Source organism: Paenibacillus sp. y28 (genome assembly GCF_037137075.1).
Taxonomy (GTDB): Bacteria; Bacillota; Bacilli; order Paenibacillales; family NBRC-103111; genus JBBBNV01.
In genome coordinates this window covers 187,007-202,173 of record NZ_JBBBNV010000002.1, presented here as the reverse complement: position 1 = coordinate 202,173, position 15,167 = coordinate 187,007, and the positions used below count along the sequence as shown (strand labels likewise).

The following is a 15,167-nucleotide window of genomic DNA, read 5'->3' as shown; positions in this document are numbered from 1 at the left end:
CCCTGTTTTTGAATAAGCGATTCTTACCGCTCCGCTCCAGCGTCATCCTGTACCGAGGCCCGGGCTGAATGCCCGGAGCAATGGCAAGTGCGGCACGGAGTCTAGCCTTTAATCCCTGTGCTTGCAATCCCTTCAACAAACTGCTTTTGCAGGGAAAGAAATACGATAATCGAAGGAACAATAGCCATACACGCAGCGGCGAGAGACGTCCCGTATTGGAACTGGGCCGTTGAGTTCGCGCCGCCCATGAACTGGGCAATCCCTACGGTCAGCGGCTTGAGGGAATTGTCCCGAATTGCAATCATCGGCCACAGGAAGTTGTTCCAGTTCGTAATGAACATCAGAATCGTAACGGTGGATAGCGCCGGCTTCGTCAGCGGCAGCATGATTTTGGCGAAAATGCCGAACTCCTGGCATCCGTCAATGCGGGCGGCCTCCTCCAAATCACGCGGGATGCTTTTAAAGAAGCTGGTCAAAATAAACACACTGGTTACGTTGGCCCCGGCCACCAAAATGATCGAGGAGTACGAATTAAGCAGGCCCAGACTCGATACGAGCAGAAACAGAGGCACGATATAAGCCTGGATCGGGATAAGCAGCATAGACACGACCAGCGTGAACACCAGCTTCTTCCCTCTGAAATGAAGCCGTCCGAACGCATAAGCCGCCGGTGTCGTCAACAGCAGGACAAATACGGTTGACAGCACGGTCATAAAAATACTATTGAGCATCCAGCTGCCGTACGGATATTGCTCCCACACATGCAGGTAATTGTCGAAGGTAACCTGATCCGGAATCCATTTGGGCGGATAGCTTACGATTTGCGCCTCCGGCTTCAGTGACGAGATGAATGACCACAGCAGCGGAAACAGGAACACAACTGCCGTCAACGCCATGACTACATAAATACCGACTTTTTGCATTGATTTCATTCCTGATGTCCCCCTAGTCATCCAGCTTCAGCAATCTGGACTGGATTTGCACAAACACAATCAAAATGACAAGCATCGCGATTCCCAAGGTTGAACCGTAGCCAAGGTTGTAGTTCTGGAAAGCTGTGCCGTACAAGTACTGTACGAGGGTCAGCGTTGCCGTTCCCGGTCCGCCGTTGGTCATGACGAAGATTTGGTCAAAAATTTGAATGGTATTGATAAGTGTCAGCGTTATAATCATCGAGGTAATCGGTTTTAACAACGGCAGCGTAATTTTCATAAACGTTTGCACCTTGGTTGCCCCGTCGATTTTGGAAGCCTCGTACAATTCGCTTGGAATATCCTGCAGCCCCGCCAGGTACAAAATCATGTTATAGCCAATATAAGACCATACGGTTACAATCGCTACAGAAAATAATGCCCACGTCTCACTGGTTAGCCATTCCACCGGGGGAAGACCAAGCCCTTTTAAGTAATAATTCAAAATCCCGAAGTTGTTGTCATACAACCAGTTCCAAATAATACCAACTACCGCCGGAATAAGTACGTAAGGAATGATGGCCACCGTCCGTACGGAATTGCGGAAACGAAGCTTCTGATTAAGCAGCGCCGCCAACAGCAGACTGAATATAATCAGGCATGGCAGCGTCATAGCCAGGAACAGCAAAGTGTTCTTCAAGGCGATGAGAAAAATCGGATCGTTAAAAAGCCGCTTGAAGTTATCCAGTCCGGCGAACGTCGCCGTCCCGACAATATTCCACTTCTCAAAGCTTACGAACAGCCCGGCCACACTGGGCCCGAACCGAAAGACCACAAAGACCAACAAGTAAGGCAGTAAAAACAATGCTGCGACCTTTCCTTGCCTTTTCATAGGTTTCTTCAACCCTTCCGAGAAATTTCTGTCTTCTTATTTTGTTTTTTTCAGAAGAGGGAGCCGCGCCGGAAGCAAGTTCTGGCCGCCATCCGGCGCGTAGTCTCCTCTGTGTGTCTGCAAGGAACTCGTATTACTTTGCCGCAGGTCTTCCGGGCGGAAGACTGCCGCTTTTATTGCGCTAGAATGCTGTCCAGCTCTTTTTTGAGCTGCTTCGCAATTTCAAGAGGATTCTTGTTGTTCAGGATTGCATCCTGGGCAGCAGTCAAAATCGGGCTTGGCGCCGTGCTGGAGAACAGCTGAGCCGCTTTCGGGTGAGCCGGCAGCAGCACCGCATTGCCCAGTCCGCCGATGAACGCTTCGCGGCCCGGCAGCGTCATCGCCACCTGCATGCCTGCATTGCTGGAAGGCAGCTGTCCGGATTTAGCCCAGTCGCCGGAGTTTTTATCCAGCCATTTTACGAATTCCACTGCAGCCGCTTTTTTCGCCGGATCCGCTTTTGGCTTGAGCGGGAACGTCAGCACCTCCGCCGCACCCCAGGAAGCCTGCTTGTCGAACACCTTCGGATACGCTGCGCTGCCCCACTTCACGCTGGACGCTTCCAGCTTCGGCATTTGCCATGGGCCATCGATAAACATCGCTACTTTGCCCGCCGTGAAATCATCAACCGGGGATTTCTCGCCCTTCGGCACAATTTTGTGCTTGAATACGAGATCCTGCAGGAAGCTGATGGCTTTGGCCGCCTTCTGCTCGTCCCATTCCAGCTTGGTCATCGTTTCATTAAACGGATTGTCGCCCTGCTGGTTAATCAGCGCATACATTTGATAGAACACATGGTGGTTCATCGAGAATCCAAGCCCATACTGGACGATGTTATTCTCATCGAAGCCGCTTTCATTCGGGTGCTTGCCGTTTTTGTCCAACGTCAGCTTTTGCCCCATGGCAATCAGCTCTTCGCCTGTTTTAGGCGGTGCGGTCAGGCCGGCCTTCTCGAGCAGTTCCTTGTTGTAGTACACGCCGTGCTCATGCACATCGAGCGGCACAGCGTACTGTGTGCCTTTATAGAACGTTCCGCCCCATGCGAAGGAGGAATAATCGGCCTTGTTCAGCTTTACCTCTTCAACGGTTTTGGCATCGAGAACGCCCATTTCGGTGAATTGTCCCAGCTCGAACGGGTGCATAGCCAATACATCCGGCGGCGATCCGCCCTTCATTTCGGTCAGGAATTTGGTAAACAAGGGTGTCCATTGCAGGGATGTAAACTCCACATGAATCTTGCTTTGCTCCTGATTGAACTTATCGACCAGGCCTTTCATTGTATTCAAGTCGGGACCTGTCCAGCCGCCCCAATAATCAATATTAACCGTACCGGTTTGCGCTGTTCCGCCTGAAGCGCCGGATTGTGCATTCGATTCGGTTTTGCCGGAGCAGCCGACCGTCACAACCATCAGCGAGGTCAAGAGGACAGCTAATGTTTTTTTCAGTTTCATTTGTGTTTCCCCCTTAGATGGAATATATCTTAAAGCGGTAAGCCCGGCGGGCTGCTGCCCGGACAAGGCTGCGCGTTTAAGCAACAGAAGCTGAATTCAAGCCTTTACTAAGCATTGCCGTCATTGACGAATCTTATGAATGTAAGCGTTTTCTTGAATGGTCCGAAATAGCAGCCTCTTCACCTCCGTACCAGAGTGTGCTATGGATTCAGATGAAGGCCGCCCGATTCAAGACAGCCGTCATCGTTTATCGCCTACTCCGGAAACCCGCCGCAAGACTGACGAATAACCAGATGGGAAGACAAGATTTTGCCAACCGGCACCCCGGATTTATGGTGCATCTGATCCGTCAGCAGCTTCACGCATTCGGCAGCCATTTCTTCAACCGGCAAATGCACGGTAGATAAGGTCGGAATCGTGAACCGCGTCACCTCGTTATCATCGTGTCCAACAACCTCAACCTCGTCCGGCACCCGGCGTCCCAGCTCATTCAGCGCCATAAGCGCCCCAACCGACATATGATCACTCAGGAAAAATAAGGCCGTCGGCCATTCCGAGCCGATGTCCTCCAGCTGCCTTATCGCCTGATAACCGCCCAGCTCGGAGAAATCCGCATACACAACATGCTTGTCCTCCACGCAGAGTCCAAGCTCCCTGGCCTTCGTCAGAAAGCCTTGTTTGCGGAGCTCAATCGCCCGGGAGGATACATCCGGAACAACAAGGCCGACCCGGCGGTGCCCGCGGCTGGCGAACAGCTCGGCCACCTTCTCCCCGGCCAAGTACCCGTCTACGTTTACAAACGGATATTTATGGGAGCTTCGCTGGTAGAGAACAATGGGCACATTCAAATTCGCCTGATTCAAAAACTCCTCGTCCTGCTCAGCCGGGTTTGCGATAATCGCACCGTTAAACCGTGTTCCTGTGACCAGGCTGCGCACTTCACTCAGCTTCGTACCGACATAGGGCTGAATCAGCAGCTCGTATTCGTTATCCAGGGCTGTCAAGGAATCATGAACTCCTTTGAGAAACCGGCTAACCAGCGCCGTCCGCGTATCCAGCGACCAGAACAGCGCAATGATGGGCAGTACCGTCTCGCCGCCGCTTCGAAGCCGCCGGGCCGAAATATTCGGCTGATAGTTCAGCTCCCTCGCCGCATCCCAGATTTTCTGCTGAGTCGCCGCGGAGATGCGGTAATGATCGCCCTTTCCGTTCAGCACCATGGAAGCTGTGCCCTGCGACACTTGTGCAAGCTGCGCAATTTCCTTAATGCTGGCCATAGCCTTCCACCTCATTACAATCGTATTAGCGTCAAATTGCACAATATTTACATCATACTGGCAATAATGGGAAGAAGCAAATTTAGCTAATACGTTATGCTAATACGTTATGCTAATACGTATTTGCAATTTCAACTTTATTATATGGATAAACCGTTTTCATGTCAACGTCCATTTTTAAACCGATTTCATCCGCTGTTCCAAGGCGGACTTCTTCCCCCTAAAACGGCTGCACGATCCACTCCTATAGACAAAGACCCCGCGGATCAAAGCCTGCTTCGCTTTGATCCGCGAGGTCTGCCGGGCCGCCCTTGCGGCTGGCTGAGCTTTCTTTTCGCCTCAAGGGTTGTCCGTCTGCTCCTTCTTGATTAGTTGAAGCGTGCCCGAGGCAGGGTCAAAAAACCAAGTCATGACCGTGTATTTGCCGTCCCCGTTGTAATAGGTTACCGTCCGAAGCGTGTCTCCGCCGGCCTGCTCCAGCGAGCCCACCTCCCAATCCAGTCTGCTCCTGCCTTCCGCGGTCCCCTGATCGTAGGACCAGCGGACAGGAACCAGCCGTCCGTCGTGCACATAGAACAGCCGCGCAAGATTGAAGCTTGAGGTGCCGTACTGCGTGACCGCCAACATATCCGGCTGCCCCTTTCTCTGGGCGGGCAGGACGTAAACCATATCGCTGCGATTCAGGTTAAAGCGCCCGAATGACTGCTCATCAGGAAACAGCTTTACAGGCTGAATGTCCGTACTGCCCGCCGCTGAGCCATGAGGCTCCAGCAGCACCTGGTACGTACCGCTCACAACCGGATCCCCCGGCATATCCCCTCCACCGGGAGTATCTGTGATTGTACGTCTCTCATCGTCGGCCAAAATCGAAACCGTGTACGCATCGCCCCGGCTGTCGGATAATTCAAACGTAAACCGCGGCTGGATACTGCCAGCCAGCTCCTCGGCCGCATAAGCCTTCAGTACGGCAGCCATGTCCTTGAAGCCCGCCTGCTGAGCGACCTCCAGCAATGACCGCTGTCCTTCCTCTACATAACGTACGCTTGCTCCGTATTGATGAAGAAGCTTCACCATCTCCACATTGTTGGCTCTTACCGCGATTGGCAGTGGGGTATTGCCTTGATTGTCATCGACTTCCGCTCCTGCCTCGAGCAGCAGCCGGACCAGCCCGGTTTTGTTGCCCTCTGCAGCAATAAAGAGCAGCGGCTTGCCGGCGGCATTGACCGTGTTCGGATTACCGCCTTGCTGCAGCAGGCTCTTCGTCAGCCCTTCCTCCAAGGCGGTTACCGCCTGGAGAAGCCGCACATCGACATCGACGGGCTCCCCGCCCGCCGCGCCTCCCGGCTGCGAATCTTCGGAATGAAGGCTGCTTTCACCGGTTCCAACGGGAACAGAAGACACTTCCTTCTGCTGACGAGGGCTCACGGTCTGTTCTTGCCTGGACCGCTGCTGCTCCTGCAGCGCCGCCTGCTTCGTGATGGCTTCACTCGCCGCCCGGTATGACATGCTGAAGGAAACGGCAAACGCAGCCAGGGCAATCACTGCCGGCAGCACAAGAAGCACAACGGGCCAGACCAGACTTGTACCGCCGCGGCGGGCCAGCTCCTTCTCCCGGAGTTCCTCATCTACAGGCAGCCGGAGCACCCTCGCTATTGTGCGGCCCGCATGCAGGAAGTACAGTCTATTAGCCGCCAGCCCCAGAACGACCTTGAGTATAAAATAGACGAGCAGCCCGGCTGCAATCGCCTTTTCAATGGAAGGATAGCCGCTGCCCCTGAAAAAAGACGCGATTGTATTCACCACGACGGAGGATGCTATCAGAAAAAGCACGCCATACAGGTACATTTTCCGGTACAGCATCCAGTAAAAATCAAACAGAAAGGCCCCCCAGTTCCAATTCCGCCGTACCTCCAGCTGCTTCGTGTAATACTCTGATCCTTGTCCGAAAAAAATAGAATAACCCCTCTTCAGCTTCTCCGGATTCGGCGCTGCCGCTTGAACTGCCGTGCCGCAGCCGCTGCAAAACCGGTCTTCCGTCTGAAGCGGCTTCCCGCAAAATGAACAATACACTGCTTCTGTCCCCCCAAATGACGCTGATCAGCCGATTTTCAAGCCTTTACCTGTCGTATTATAACGGCTTTTGGTAAAATCTTCATCAAAAAAAGGCCCGATACGCCTTGAGAGCTTAAAGCGGACAAGATGCCGCAGTCCTCAGGGGCGTTCGGTGCCTTATATTTTTTTCGGCGCGCGCGGCTCATGCCCAATTCCCGGCGCCGGTCTTATCGGACTTATCGACTTACCGGTCTACCCGTAGTATCAGTTTTGTTCTGAACGATCCTCCAGAAGCTCCTGAATACGGACCGGAGCGCCGGATTGGACCGACTTCCAAACCGCTTCGCCGGTCAAGACGGAATTGGTGCCCGCCCGGGCTCCGGACAAGATTTCATACGATCTGCGGGGGTCCGGACCCAGGAACATATCCTCCAAAATAACCGGGTCCCCGCCGCCGTGACCGCCCTCGGTAAAGACGACATGGATCGTTTCCTTCGAGCCGAACAGCGGCAAATAGTCGATCGTTTGCTGCGGAACCGGGAACGGCGTCCGGCCCGGCGAATGATACTCCTGCGTTTCCAGACGGCCCTTCGTGCCGTTAATGGCAAGACGGTAGCCTTCATAGGGCACGGAGAAATTGACGGAATAGCTGAGCAGCGCCCCGCGGTCGTATTTGACGACAGCCGTGTAGGTGTCTTCAATATCGATCTCGGAGTCGAAAATACAGGCGTCCGGCCGGTATCCGGTATAGTTGCTTTGACCTTGAAGCTGGGTTACGGACCCGACATGATCATCAACCGGAACCACCTCACGGCTCCGCGTGGACCACCGCATATAGTACGAGCAGTCCTGCTTCACGGTACAGGTGCCGCAGTAGCGGCCGTCTTCCTTGGCCGGATTCAGCTCCCCGTTGGGCCCGTAATAGTTCAAGGCCCCGTACGCAAAAGCCTCCACCGGAACCTGATCAATCCACCAGTTCACCAGATCGAAGTGGTGTGTGCTTTTATGAATGGACAGGCCGCCCGAATTGCTTCTGACCCGGTTCCAGCGTTTGAAGTAGCTGGCGCCATGAAACGTATCGATATACCAGTTCAGGTCCACCGACGTAACGCGCCCGATTTTGCCCTCCAGAATCATTTCCTTCAGCTTCGTATGAATCGGCATATACCGGTAATTGAAGGCAACGGTAACTTTGCCCTTACTCTTCGCCTCCGCGTCCAAAATTCGGCGGCACTCTTCGCTGGTCGTCGCCATCGGCTTCTCGGTAATGACATCCAGATCATGCTCCAGCGCCTTAACGATATACTGCTCATGCGTATGATCCGCTCCGGCTACAATAACAACGTCCGGCTGCGTCTCGCGAATCATGCTCTCAAACTGATCCGGGGCATAGACGGGAATTCCGCTCAGCTGCGGGATGCGCTCGAAGCATACCTCGAACCTGCGCGGGTCCACATCCAGCAGTCCAACCACCTGCCCATGTGCTGAGAACGTTTTCACGATCGGTTCTATAAACATGCCGATAGCCCGTCCGCTCACACCGCAAACCACGTATGTTTTCATCTGCCTCATCTCCGTTTCCGTAATGGTTTGTAACTGAACGGTTTCATTATAGTACACCCCCTGGCATAAAAATTGCTTTTTCATGCTGTCTTTACACCGGTTTTGTTCTTATTTGTCCCTTTCGTCGCCTTGGGATTTTTGCGTGAGGCTGCGTGTGGTTTCGTCTTGACGATGATGAAGGATGGTTTGCCGCCGTTCTTACAGCGTCTGACCGGTCTTCAGCGCGGCGTCCAGCCTTTGCAGCCTATGGCCGATGCCTTTCGTACCGGTGAGCGGATCGCTGATCCGGCAATTCTCCCCGAACACCTGCTGCGTCCGGGCTGCTGTCCCATATTTTTCTAAGCCCGCAAGGAATAATGCACAGACGTTTCATACCCTATTCAAGCTCCTTTTTATGCTATAGTCGCCGTTGCGGATCAATGATGGTTCATATTCATTATGATACCGGATATAAGAGAACATCAGATGACCAATCCCCATCGTACAGCAGCGTATGGCCTGCAAGAAAGCCACTTCTGTCATAAGTGTCTCTCCTGCAGGCCATTTGTCAAGTTCTATGGCTTGTAGCGCTTCATTTCACTTTATTTCTCAGGCTCAAGAATCGAAATGGATCGCCTCCACCCGCTGAACCATCGTCCGGTAGCCTTTTACCGTTTGAGCAATGTAGCTCAGCACCTGGTCGCTCCAGCCGTAAATGTAAAAGGTGTTTGCATCCTGCGGAGGAACCATGGCATGGCGATACGGTGAGATATCGACGATAAAGGCTTTGACATTCGGGTTGATTTTGGCCCGGTAATTTGCCAGCTCCGTATAGAAGGGGCTTCCGCTGTTTTGCTGCTCGTCGGTGATGATAATGATTTGATCTACGCGCTTTTGCTGCTTGATTAAGCCCCGCACCGGCGCGCCTGTATCTGTTCCGCCCCGCGCATGGATGCGATCCGCTTGGGTCAGAATGCTGTCATGGCGCGAAGGCATGGCATGGATGACCTCGGTGTCGAACAGCCAGAACAGGGAGCTCCCGTTTGTTTTCTTGTACAGCGCCAAGGCGAACACGGAGCCGATTTGCAGGTATTCACCGTCCATCGAGCCGGAGACGTCCAGGAAAATCGCCGTGTTGTCGCCGATATCCGGCAGATGCCCGAACGTAAGCTCTACGGCTTCCCGGAGCGCATCGCGCAGCTCAGGACGCTGGATTTGACGAAAAGCGGCGGCGAACCGGAACGGCAAAATGCTGGATTTGCGCAGCGCCTCCCGGTCCGTCAATCGGGCCGCAACATAGTCCAGATTGGTCCGGTTTTCGAACACACCGGCACGATCCAGCGCATTCAAGTGCCGCAGCAGTGCGAAGGTCGGCATCTGGTACAGCAGCGCCTCCCATACAGCTCTGGTCGGCTTGATAGCGCCGGTCACCGTTTCATAGGGCAGGCGGCCCTTGCCGATCCAGGCGATTTGCTCGGCCTCCGTCTCCGCCCGCTTCAGCTGTTCGAGCGCCTCCACCTGCGGCAGCAGCGCCAGATTCGCCTCCTGTCCGCGCAAATAACGGTACAAGGCCTGCTGCTGCAAATCCTGCGGCTTCGGATGCGCAGTCGCAATCGCATCCCCCAGGCTGTAGCCGCGTCCCCGGCCGTTATACTTCAACGCCCAGTACTCCGTTACATTCGCTAGAAAACGGTTGACCTGCCGTTTGACCGCCCGGCCGCCTTCCCCGCGGCCCAGCCCCTTCAAAATGGTCAGGAAATCCGACAAGTCGGAAGGAATGCGGACAACGCTGGGAAATACTTTGGCAAACAAATCCGGGCGGTGGGCCGACAGTATGGCCAGCCCGAACAGCGGCTGCAGCCGCATCAAGCCTTCGTTGCGGGCAAACACCAGCGCCTTGGCCATAAATTCCGGGTTCTTGCCGGCCATCACGGTGTGCAGCGCAGCGGCATCTTCCAGCAGCTCGCCGGCCCCGGCATAAAACGTGCTGCCCAGCGTGTTCGTCAGCAGGGTTTGAATATATTGCTCTTCCTCCGAGCGGGTATACGCCGGAAATCCGTGTTTATTGAATGCCGTCGGCAGCTGACTCGCGAACATTTTTTTGGCAACGCTCATTTTCATAACCTCCTGAAAAGAATGGCGCGGTGCGAGGCAGAAGCAAGGAAGGCTGTCTGCAGGAGTCGAACCTGCCGTACTGCCCCGGATACTACAATGTTGGCTTCTTTAGCGAAGGAGCCCCTTCCTGCGCCTCGCCCCGATCATTCCTTTGCTTCATGACTCATCTGAGGAAAGACCCGGAGAGGTACGAAAGACCATTTTCCCCGTTAAACTATCCCGCCGCAACCGGCGGGAGCCGGAATTGAACCGGCATCTGCCCCTTGGCGAAGTAACCCCTTCCTGCGCCTCAGCTGATGGTTTGTTGTCGGCTCAGCCCTCTGACGGGTGTCTGCCTTACAAGAGCTATTTTCACTCATTTCAGGCGTTCCGAACATGGCGAAAGTATTACAACCTGCAAAAAAATTCAGCCCGACCGCATGGCTCTTCCGCAGGGAATGACCGGACTCGGATAAAAGAAATTTTTCCGTTTGCACACCCGGCCCGCCCTGCTACAATGGAAGAACATGTTAAACCCGGACGGAGGGCAATGATGGCCAGAGAAAGCTTTGACAAAGAAATTCAATTCCTGCGCCTGCTTGTGCTGACAAGCGGAGCTTACAGCCGGGGGCAGTTCGCCAAAAAGCTCGGCATTTCTATTCATACCTTCGATAAAACCTTGAAGCGCTTGAAGGAAATTGTGGGGACGGTGCACCAGCAGCTTCCCGGAGAGCAGGGGAAGGAATTCGCGGATATGCTGCGCTTCAACTATTACGAATCCGCCGATCCGGTGCTGCTGTTCCTGTACCGGGCCAAATCGCTGAAGGAATCCGAGAGCCGCCGGCTTTCTCTGCTGCTGGCCGCTATGCGGGAGCAGGCCTGCACAGCGCTGGAGCTGCTCGATGTGTGCAGCCGCAGCCTGCCCGAGGAGCTGGCGCTGCCCGACGAAAAGACCATCCGGTCCGATTTGAAGTATCTTGAGGAGGTTGGCGTCGTGCGCAAGGAGCCGGGCGGCAGACCTTACCGTTACCGTGTGGAAGACGGGCTGGTGAAGGATCTGACCTTCGAAGAGCTGCTGGATTTATATGATTTCGTGGACATCATGGCCGGGACACAGGTCCCTTCCGTGCAGGGCTATCTGCTTCGGGACAGCTTGAAAAAAGCCGTGGCCCAGCAAACAAGCGAGCGGGAGCTGACCGAGCCGTTTCTGTATAAATACCATTATTACTCCCGCATTCTGGATGAAGCGCACCTGTATACCCTGCTGGCGCTTATCCGCCAGCGGCGCAGGGTCCGGTTTCTGTACTTCTCTCCGAAAGCGGCCGAGGCCTACACATCGCAAAATACGAACCCGCTGTTCGAGCGCGATACGGAAGGCCAGGAAATTGATTTGCTGCCGCTCAAAATTATTTACGACCACCAATACGGACGCTGGTATTTGATTGGGCACACCGCCCGGAAAGGAATTACGAAGTTCCGGATGGAGGGGCTGACCCAAATCGAAGCCGGCGCGGAAGTTGATGAAGCCTTTTATGCCGAACGGCTGGAAAGCCTGGAGCAAAAAATGAAATACAGCTGGCTGGTGGATACGGGGGAGCCGGTCACTGTACGGGCCCGTTTCTTCAACCCTGACGGGAACCAGCCCAATTTCATTAAAGAGCGGGTGCTGCTGCAGGGTCAATGGGGCACGATTGTGGCGGAGGAAGAGGACTCGTTTATCTATGAAATCACCGTCAACGGGCTGACTGAAATCAAGCCATGGCTGCGCAGCTTCGGCTCTAGCTGTGAAGTGCTGGAGCCAAGAAGGCTGCGGAAGGAATTCATTGCGGAATGGAAGGAGATTGCGGCTTATTATGAATCCGTTTGAAAAGGTGTTTAACTACCAGGTCATGTCCCGGCTGGGGGAATCCGGCACCTTTACTGTAACCGCTCATGAGCGGGCCTGGCTGAAAATGATGCTGGAGGCCCCCTCCGCCGGAAAAGCCTTCATGCCGTCCACACTAGATAAGCTTCGCAGGATGCTGCAGGCCGATGATGCGCTGGATATCGGGGACAGCTTCATGGAGGGGAGAAGCAACTATATCATCCGCTGATTCGAAGCATCCGGCGAATCATTGCGGGCCGTTCGGGCATACGTATGGTGGTCCGCCAGAAAAACGGCCGGCTCACCGGGGGCAAGCACGGCTTCCCCTACAAGCTGGAATATTCGATGGTCAAAAAAGAATGGTACCTGCTCTGGGTTCATCCCCGCCATACGATGCTGATGAGCACCCGGCTGGAGACCATCGTCCGTCTCGCTGAAGAGCCGCTTGCTCCCGGGGAAGCCGAGCAGTATACGCAGCGAATCAGCCAAATGCTGGAGGAGAAGAAGCAAACGGCCGTCATTGAAATTGTAAGCATGTACAATAAAGAGCTGTCCCGCATTTTGTACGCGTTCTCCTGCTTCGACAAGCAGGTGGAATATGATGCCGAGGCGAACCGCTATCACATTCATGTGACTTACATCGGCAATGAAAGTGAATACATATTGTCCAAAATCCGGTTCCTGGGCAAAAGAGTGCGGGTCCTGCAAGGAGAGCAGCTGAAACGGCGGATGCTGGAATCCGCCACCAAGGCGCTGAGCCGGTATGGAGTAGAAGCCGTCGATACGGAGGAGAGCGTTTAGCCGGGCTGGCCGGAATAGATGATCCTGCGGACAACGGCTATGAACGGTATGCGGATACAAAAACAACGGTAACCGGAATCCGGTCTGCTCCGATGGTGTGCTTTCGATGGTGTGCTTGTGTTCATTAAAAACGCCCTCCATTAATCGTAATTATCGTATTTATCGTAATTATTACGATTTCATGATATGAAATAGCGGCGTCCCGCCTCCGGGATCGCCGCTTCCATCAATGTCTAAGACTAATGCAGGATGAATGAGAGATTAGCGCTATCACACGGCCATGTTTCCTATACACCCACGCTTACTTGCTCCCGGTCTTCTGTATGCCGGGACTGGCCAGCCCGGTCGGGGTAAAGCCCTTTTCCTGCTCATATGTAAAAGCGATATGCTGCACGAGCGGCTCGCCCTGAAGCAGATGCTCCCGGACAATCCGCTCCCCCAGCTCCGGGGTAACCCCCTGATACCAGATTCCCTCCGGATACACTGCAATTACACAAGCGTCCTCACAGCGTCCGTTACAGCGGGTCCGCGTCGTATGAATGACCGCATCCGCGCCCTGAACCGCAATTTCAGCCCGAATGGCCTGCGTCACTTCTTCCCCTTGACGGCGCATACAGCTGCCGCCGTTGCAGATAAGCACATGATGGCGGGTACCGGACAAGTTCCATGTCGTCATTTGGGCAACACTCCTCGCTTCATCCTTGCTTCTCTCTTTTAGCTTTATGACGATGTATCCGGCTGTGTGCCTTCACCGTCATCCGCTCACACAAGCATTCCGTAAAAGAAGAGATGCGTTCTATACCGTCAAAAAAGGAGCTTTCGTGCTGCCGCCTCCTGAGCCTCATTCAGCCTCCGCGCGCCCTCAAAATACAGGTCCTGAGCTAATCAGACAGCGGACAGCATCTCTGCGGGCCGTCTGCTGCGAATTTATTGAAGCCCGTATTCCAGCTGCTCGTCAGCCGCGTTCGGAAAGTCATCGGCAAGCTGTCCCCAGTCCTGCCGCATTTCCTCCTCTGACAGCAGGCACGCGTCCAGCTGTGCCGTCAGCTCCTTTTTATCCAGCTTTATGCCAATCAGCACGAACTTGCTGGCACGGTCCCCGTACACCGGGTCCCAGCTCTTGCTCACCTCGGGCTCCTCCGCCATAATTTGCCGCTGCTCGGCCTCCGGCAGCGCCGCAATCCAATAGCCCGCAGGACCGAACTGAATGGAAGGACCGGCTTGGCTCAGGCTTTGAGCCAGATTGTGCCGTGTCGCAAGCCAGATAATCCCTTTGGCCCGCACGACCTCCTCCGGCCAATCCGCCATCCATGCCATCAGGCGGCCCGGATGGAACGGCTTATTCCGTTCGTACACAAAAGAAGAAATATCATACTCCTCCGTTTCCGGAGTATGATGCTCATGCTCCAGCTCATGCAGCCAGCCGGCGGAATTGCTGGCCTCTTCGAAATCGAATAAGCCGGTATTCAGAATAGCCTTGGGATCAATTTGGCCCTTGCTAATCCGGTACAGCTTGGCCCGGGGCTGCAGCTTGCGCAGCACCTGCTCCAGCTCATCCAAATCCTCCTGATCCACCATATCACATTTATTCAGAAGCAGCACGTCGCAAAATTCAATTTGGCTGATCAGCAAATCCACAACGTCCCGTGTATCCTGCCCGTCCACCGCCTGCTGCCTGTCCAGCAGCGTCTCCCCGGAGGAGAAATCGTGCCAGAACCGGTACGCGTCCACGACCGTTACCATCGTATCGAGACGGCACAGCCGGGACAAATCGATGTTATGCTCCTCATCAATGTAAGTAAAGGTTTGCGCGACCGGGATCGGTTCACCGACACCGGTGGATTCAATCAGGATGTAATCAAACCGGCCTTCATTGGCCAGCCGTTCCACCTCCTGCAGCAAATCCTCGCGCAGGGTACAGCAAATGCAGCCGTTGGACATCTCCACCAGCTTCTCGTCGGTACGGGACAGCCCCCCTGCCTCCTTAATCAGGGCAGCATCAATATTCACCTCGCCCAAATCATTGACGATGACAGCGACCCGCATGCCCTCACGGTTATGAAGCACATGATTAAGAATCGTTGTTTTGCCTGCGCCCAAATAGCCGCTCAGAACAGTTACCGGAATTTTGTTCGAGTTCATTGTTGCATTCATTTCGTAGTCCTCCTCAGAAGTCACCATATTTTCTAAACGTATACACCTTCGCGCAGGGGCAGCCCTGCCGGAAGCAAGCGAGCATTATCC

The 15,167-nt window shown here is 54.3% G+C and carries 10 protein-coding genes and 2 pseudogenes; 2 read left to right on the top strand and 10 right to left on the bottom strand.

The genetic code is table 11. The annotated features are described in order from the left end of the window. Window positions 1-101: 101 nt before the first annotated feature. From WBG83_RS04060 to WBG83_RS04025, 8 genes and pseudogenes are all read right to left on the bottom strand, one after another. The gene (locus tag WBG83_RS04060; protein WP_336742914.1) at window positions 102-932 is read right to left on the bottom strand and encodes a carbohydrate ABC transporter permease; all 831 of its coding nucleotides are present in this window, start codon (window positions 930-932) and stop codon (window positions 102-104) included. Between the two features lie 13 nt (window positions 933-945). Next, window positions 946-1,803 carry a carbohydrate ABC transporter permease gene (locus tag WBG83_RS04055; protein ID WP_336742913.1) on the bottom strand — a complete coding sequence of 286 codons (858 nt, stop codon included), beginning with the start codon at window positions 1,801-1,803 and terminating at the stop codon, window positions 946-948. Between the two features lie 173 nt (window positions 1,804-1,976). Beyond that, window positions 1,977-3,293, bottom strand: a complete 1,317-nt coding sequence (locus WBG83_RS04050) for an extracellular solute-binding protein (protein WP_336742912.1) — start codon at window positions 3,291-3,293, stop codon at window positions 1,977-1,979. A gap of 254 nt (window positions 3,294-3,547) precedes the next feature. Next, on the bottom strand, window positions 3,548-4,570 hold the full coding sequence (locus tag WBG83_RS04045) for a LacI family DNA-binding transcriptional regulator (RefSeq protein ID WP_336742910.1): 1,023 nt from the start codon (window positions 4,568-4,570) through the stop codon (window positions 3,548-3,550). A gap of 339 nt (window positions 4,571-4,909) precedes the next feature. Next, window positions 4,910-6,640, bottom strand: a complete 1,731-nt coding sequence (locus WBG83_RS04040; RefSeq protein ID WP_336742909.1) for an ankyrin repeat domain-containing protein — start codon at window positions 6,638-6,640, stop codon at window positions 4,910-4,912. Window positions 6,641-6,886: 246 nt separating this feature from the next. Continuing rightward, window positions 6,887-8,185 carry a Gfo/Idh/MocA family protein gene (locus WBG83_RS04035; RefSeq protein WP_336743114.1) on the bottom strand — a complete coding sequence of 433 codons (1,299 nt, stop codon included), beginning with the start codon at window positions 8,183-8,185 and terminating at the stop codon, window positions 6,887-6,889. Between the two features lie 292 nt (window positions 8,186-8,477). Next, window positions 8,478-8,558, bottom strand: a pseudogene (locus tag WBG83_RS04030) (DUF6884 domain-containing protein); the annotation flags it as partial. 221 nt (window positions 8,559-8,779) lie between these two features. Continuing rightward, entirely contained in the window at window positions 8,780-10,279 is a 1,500-nt protein-coding gene (locus WBG83_RS04025; protein WP_336742908.1) for a TROVE domain-containing protein, read from the bottom strand. A 532-nt stretch (window positions 10,280-10,811) separates the two neighbouring features. Between WBG83_RS04025 and WBG83_RS04020 the strand changes: the two genes are divergently transcribed. Beyond that, on the top strand, window positions 10,812-12,125 hold the full coding sequence (locus WBG83_RS04020) for a helix-turn-helix transcriptional regulator (protein WP_336742907.1): 1,314 nt from the start codon (window positions 10,812-10,814) through the stop codon (window positions 12,123-12,125). After that, window positions 12,112-12,923, top strand: a pseudogene (locus WBG83_RS04015) (WYL domain-containing protein). The gene WBG83_RS04020 and the pseudogene WBG83_RS04015 overlap by 14 nt, the downstream one beginning before the upstream one ends. Window positions 12,924-13,224: 301 nt before the next feature. On the opposite strand, the gene WBG83_RS04010 reads toward WBG83_RS04015, so the two are convergent. Both WBG83_RS04010 and WBG83_RS04005 read right to left on the bottom strand, forming a co-directional pair. Beyond that, window positions 13,225-13,599, bottom strand: a complete 375-nt coding sequence (locus WBG83_RS04010; protein WP_336742906.1) for a (2Fe-2S) ferredoxin domain-containing protein — start codon at window positions 13,597-13,599, stop codon at window positions 13,225-13,227. A 251-nt stretch (window positions 13,600-13,850) separates the two neighbouring features. Continuing rightward, window positions 13,851-15,077, bottom strand: a complete 1,227-nt coding sequence (locus WBG83_RS04005; RefSeq protein ID WP_442955784.1) for a GTP-binding protein — start codon at window positions 15,075-15,077, stop codon at window positions 13,851-13,853. Window positions 15,078-15,167 lie beyond the last annotated feature (90 nt).

Excerpts from the sequence above, each read along its gene's own strand:
- WBG83_RS04010 (WP_336742906.1), bottom strand. The coding sequence starts at position 13,599 with ATGACGACATGGAACTTGTCCGGTACCCGCCATCATGTGCTTATCTGC.
- WBG83_RS04025 (WP_336742908.1), bottom strand. The coding sequence starts at position 10,279 with ATGAGCGTTGCCAAAAAAATGTTCGCGAGTCAGCTGCCGACGGCATTC.
- WBG83_RS04055 (WP_336742913.1), bottom strand. The coding sequence starts at position 1,803 with ATGAAAAGGCAAGGAAAGGTCGCAGCATTGTTTTTACTGCCTTACTTG.
- WBG83_RS04060 (WP_336742914.1), bottom strand. The coding sequence starts at position 932 with ATGAAATCAATGCAAAAAGTCGGTATTTATGTAGTCATGGCGTTGACG.
- WBG83_RS04050 (WP_336742912.1), bottom strand. The coding sequence starts at position 3,293 with ATGAAACTGAAAAAAACATTAGCTGTCCTCTTGACCTCGCTGATGGTT.
- WBG83_RS04005 (WP_442955784.1), bottom strand. The coding sequence starts at position 15,077 with ATGAATGCAACAATGAACTCGAACAAAATTCCGGTAACTGTTCTGAGC.
- WBG83_RS04035 (WP_336743114.1), bottom strand. The coding sequence starts at position 8,185 with ATGAAAACATACGTGGTTTGCGGTGTGAGCGGACGGGCTATCGGCATG.
- WBG83_RS04045 (WP_336742910.1), bottom strand. The coding sequence starts at position 4,570 with ATGGCCAGCATTAAGGAAATTGCGCAGCTTGCACAAGTGTCGCAGGGC.
- WBG83_RS04020 (WP_336742907.1), top strand. The coding sequence starts at position 10,812 with ATGGCCAGAGAAAGCTTTGACAAAGAAATTCAATTCCTGCGCCTGCTT.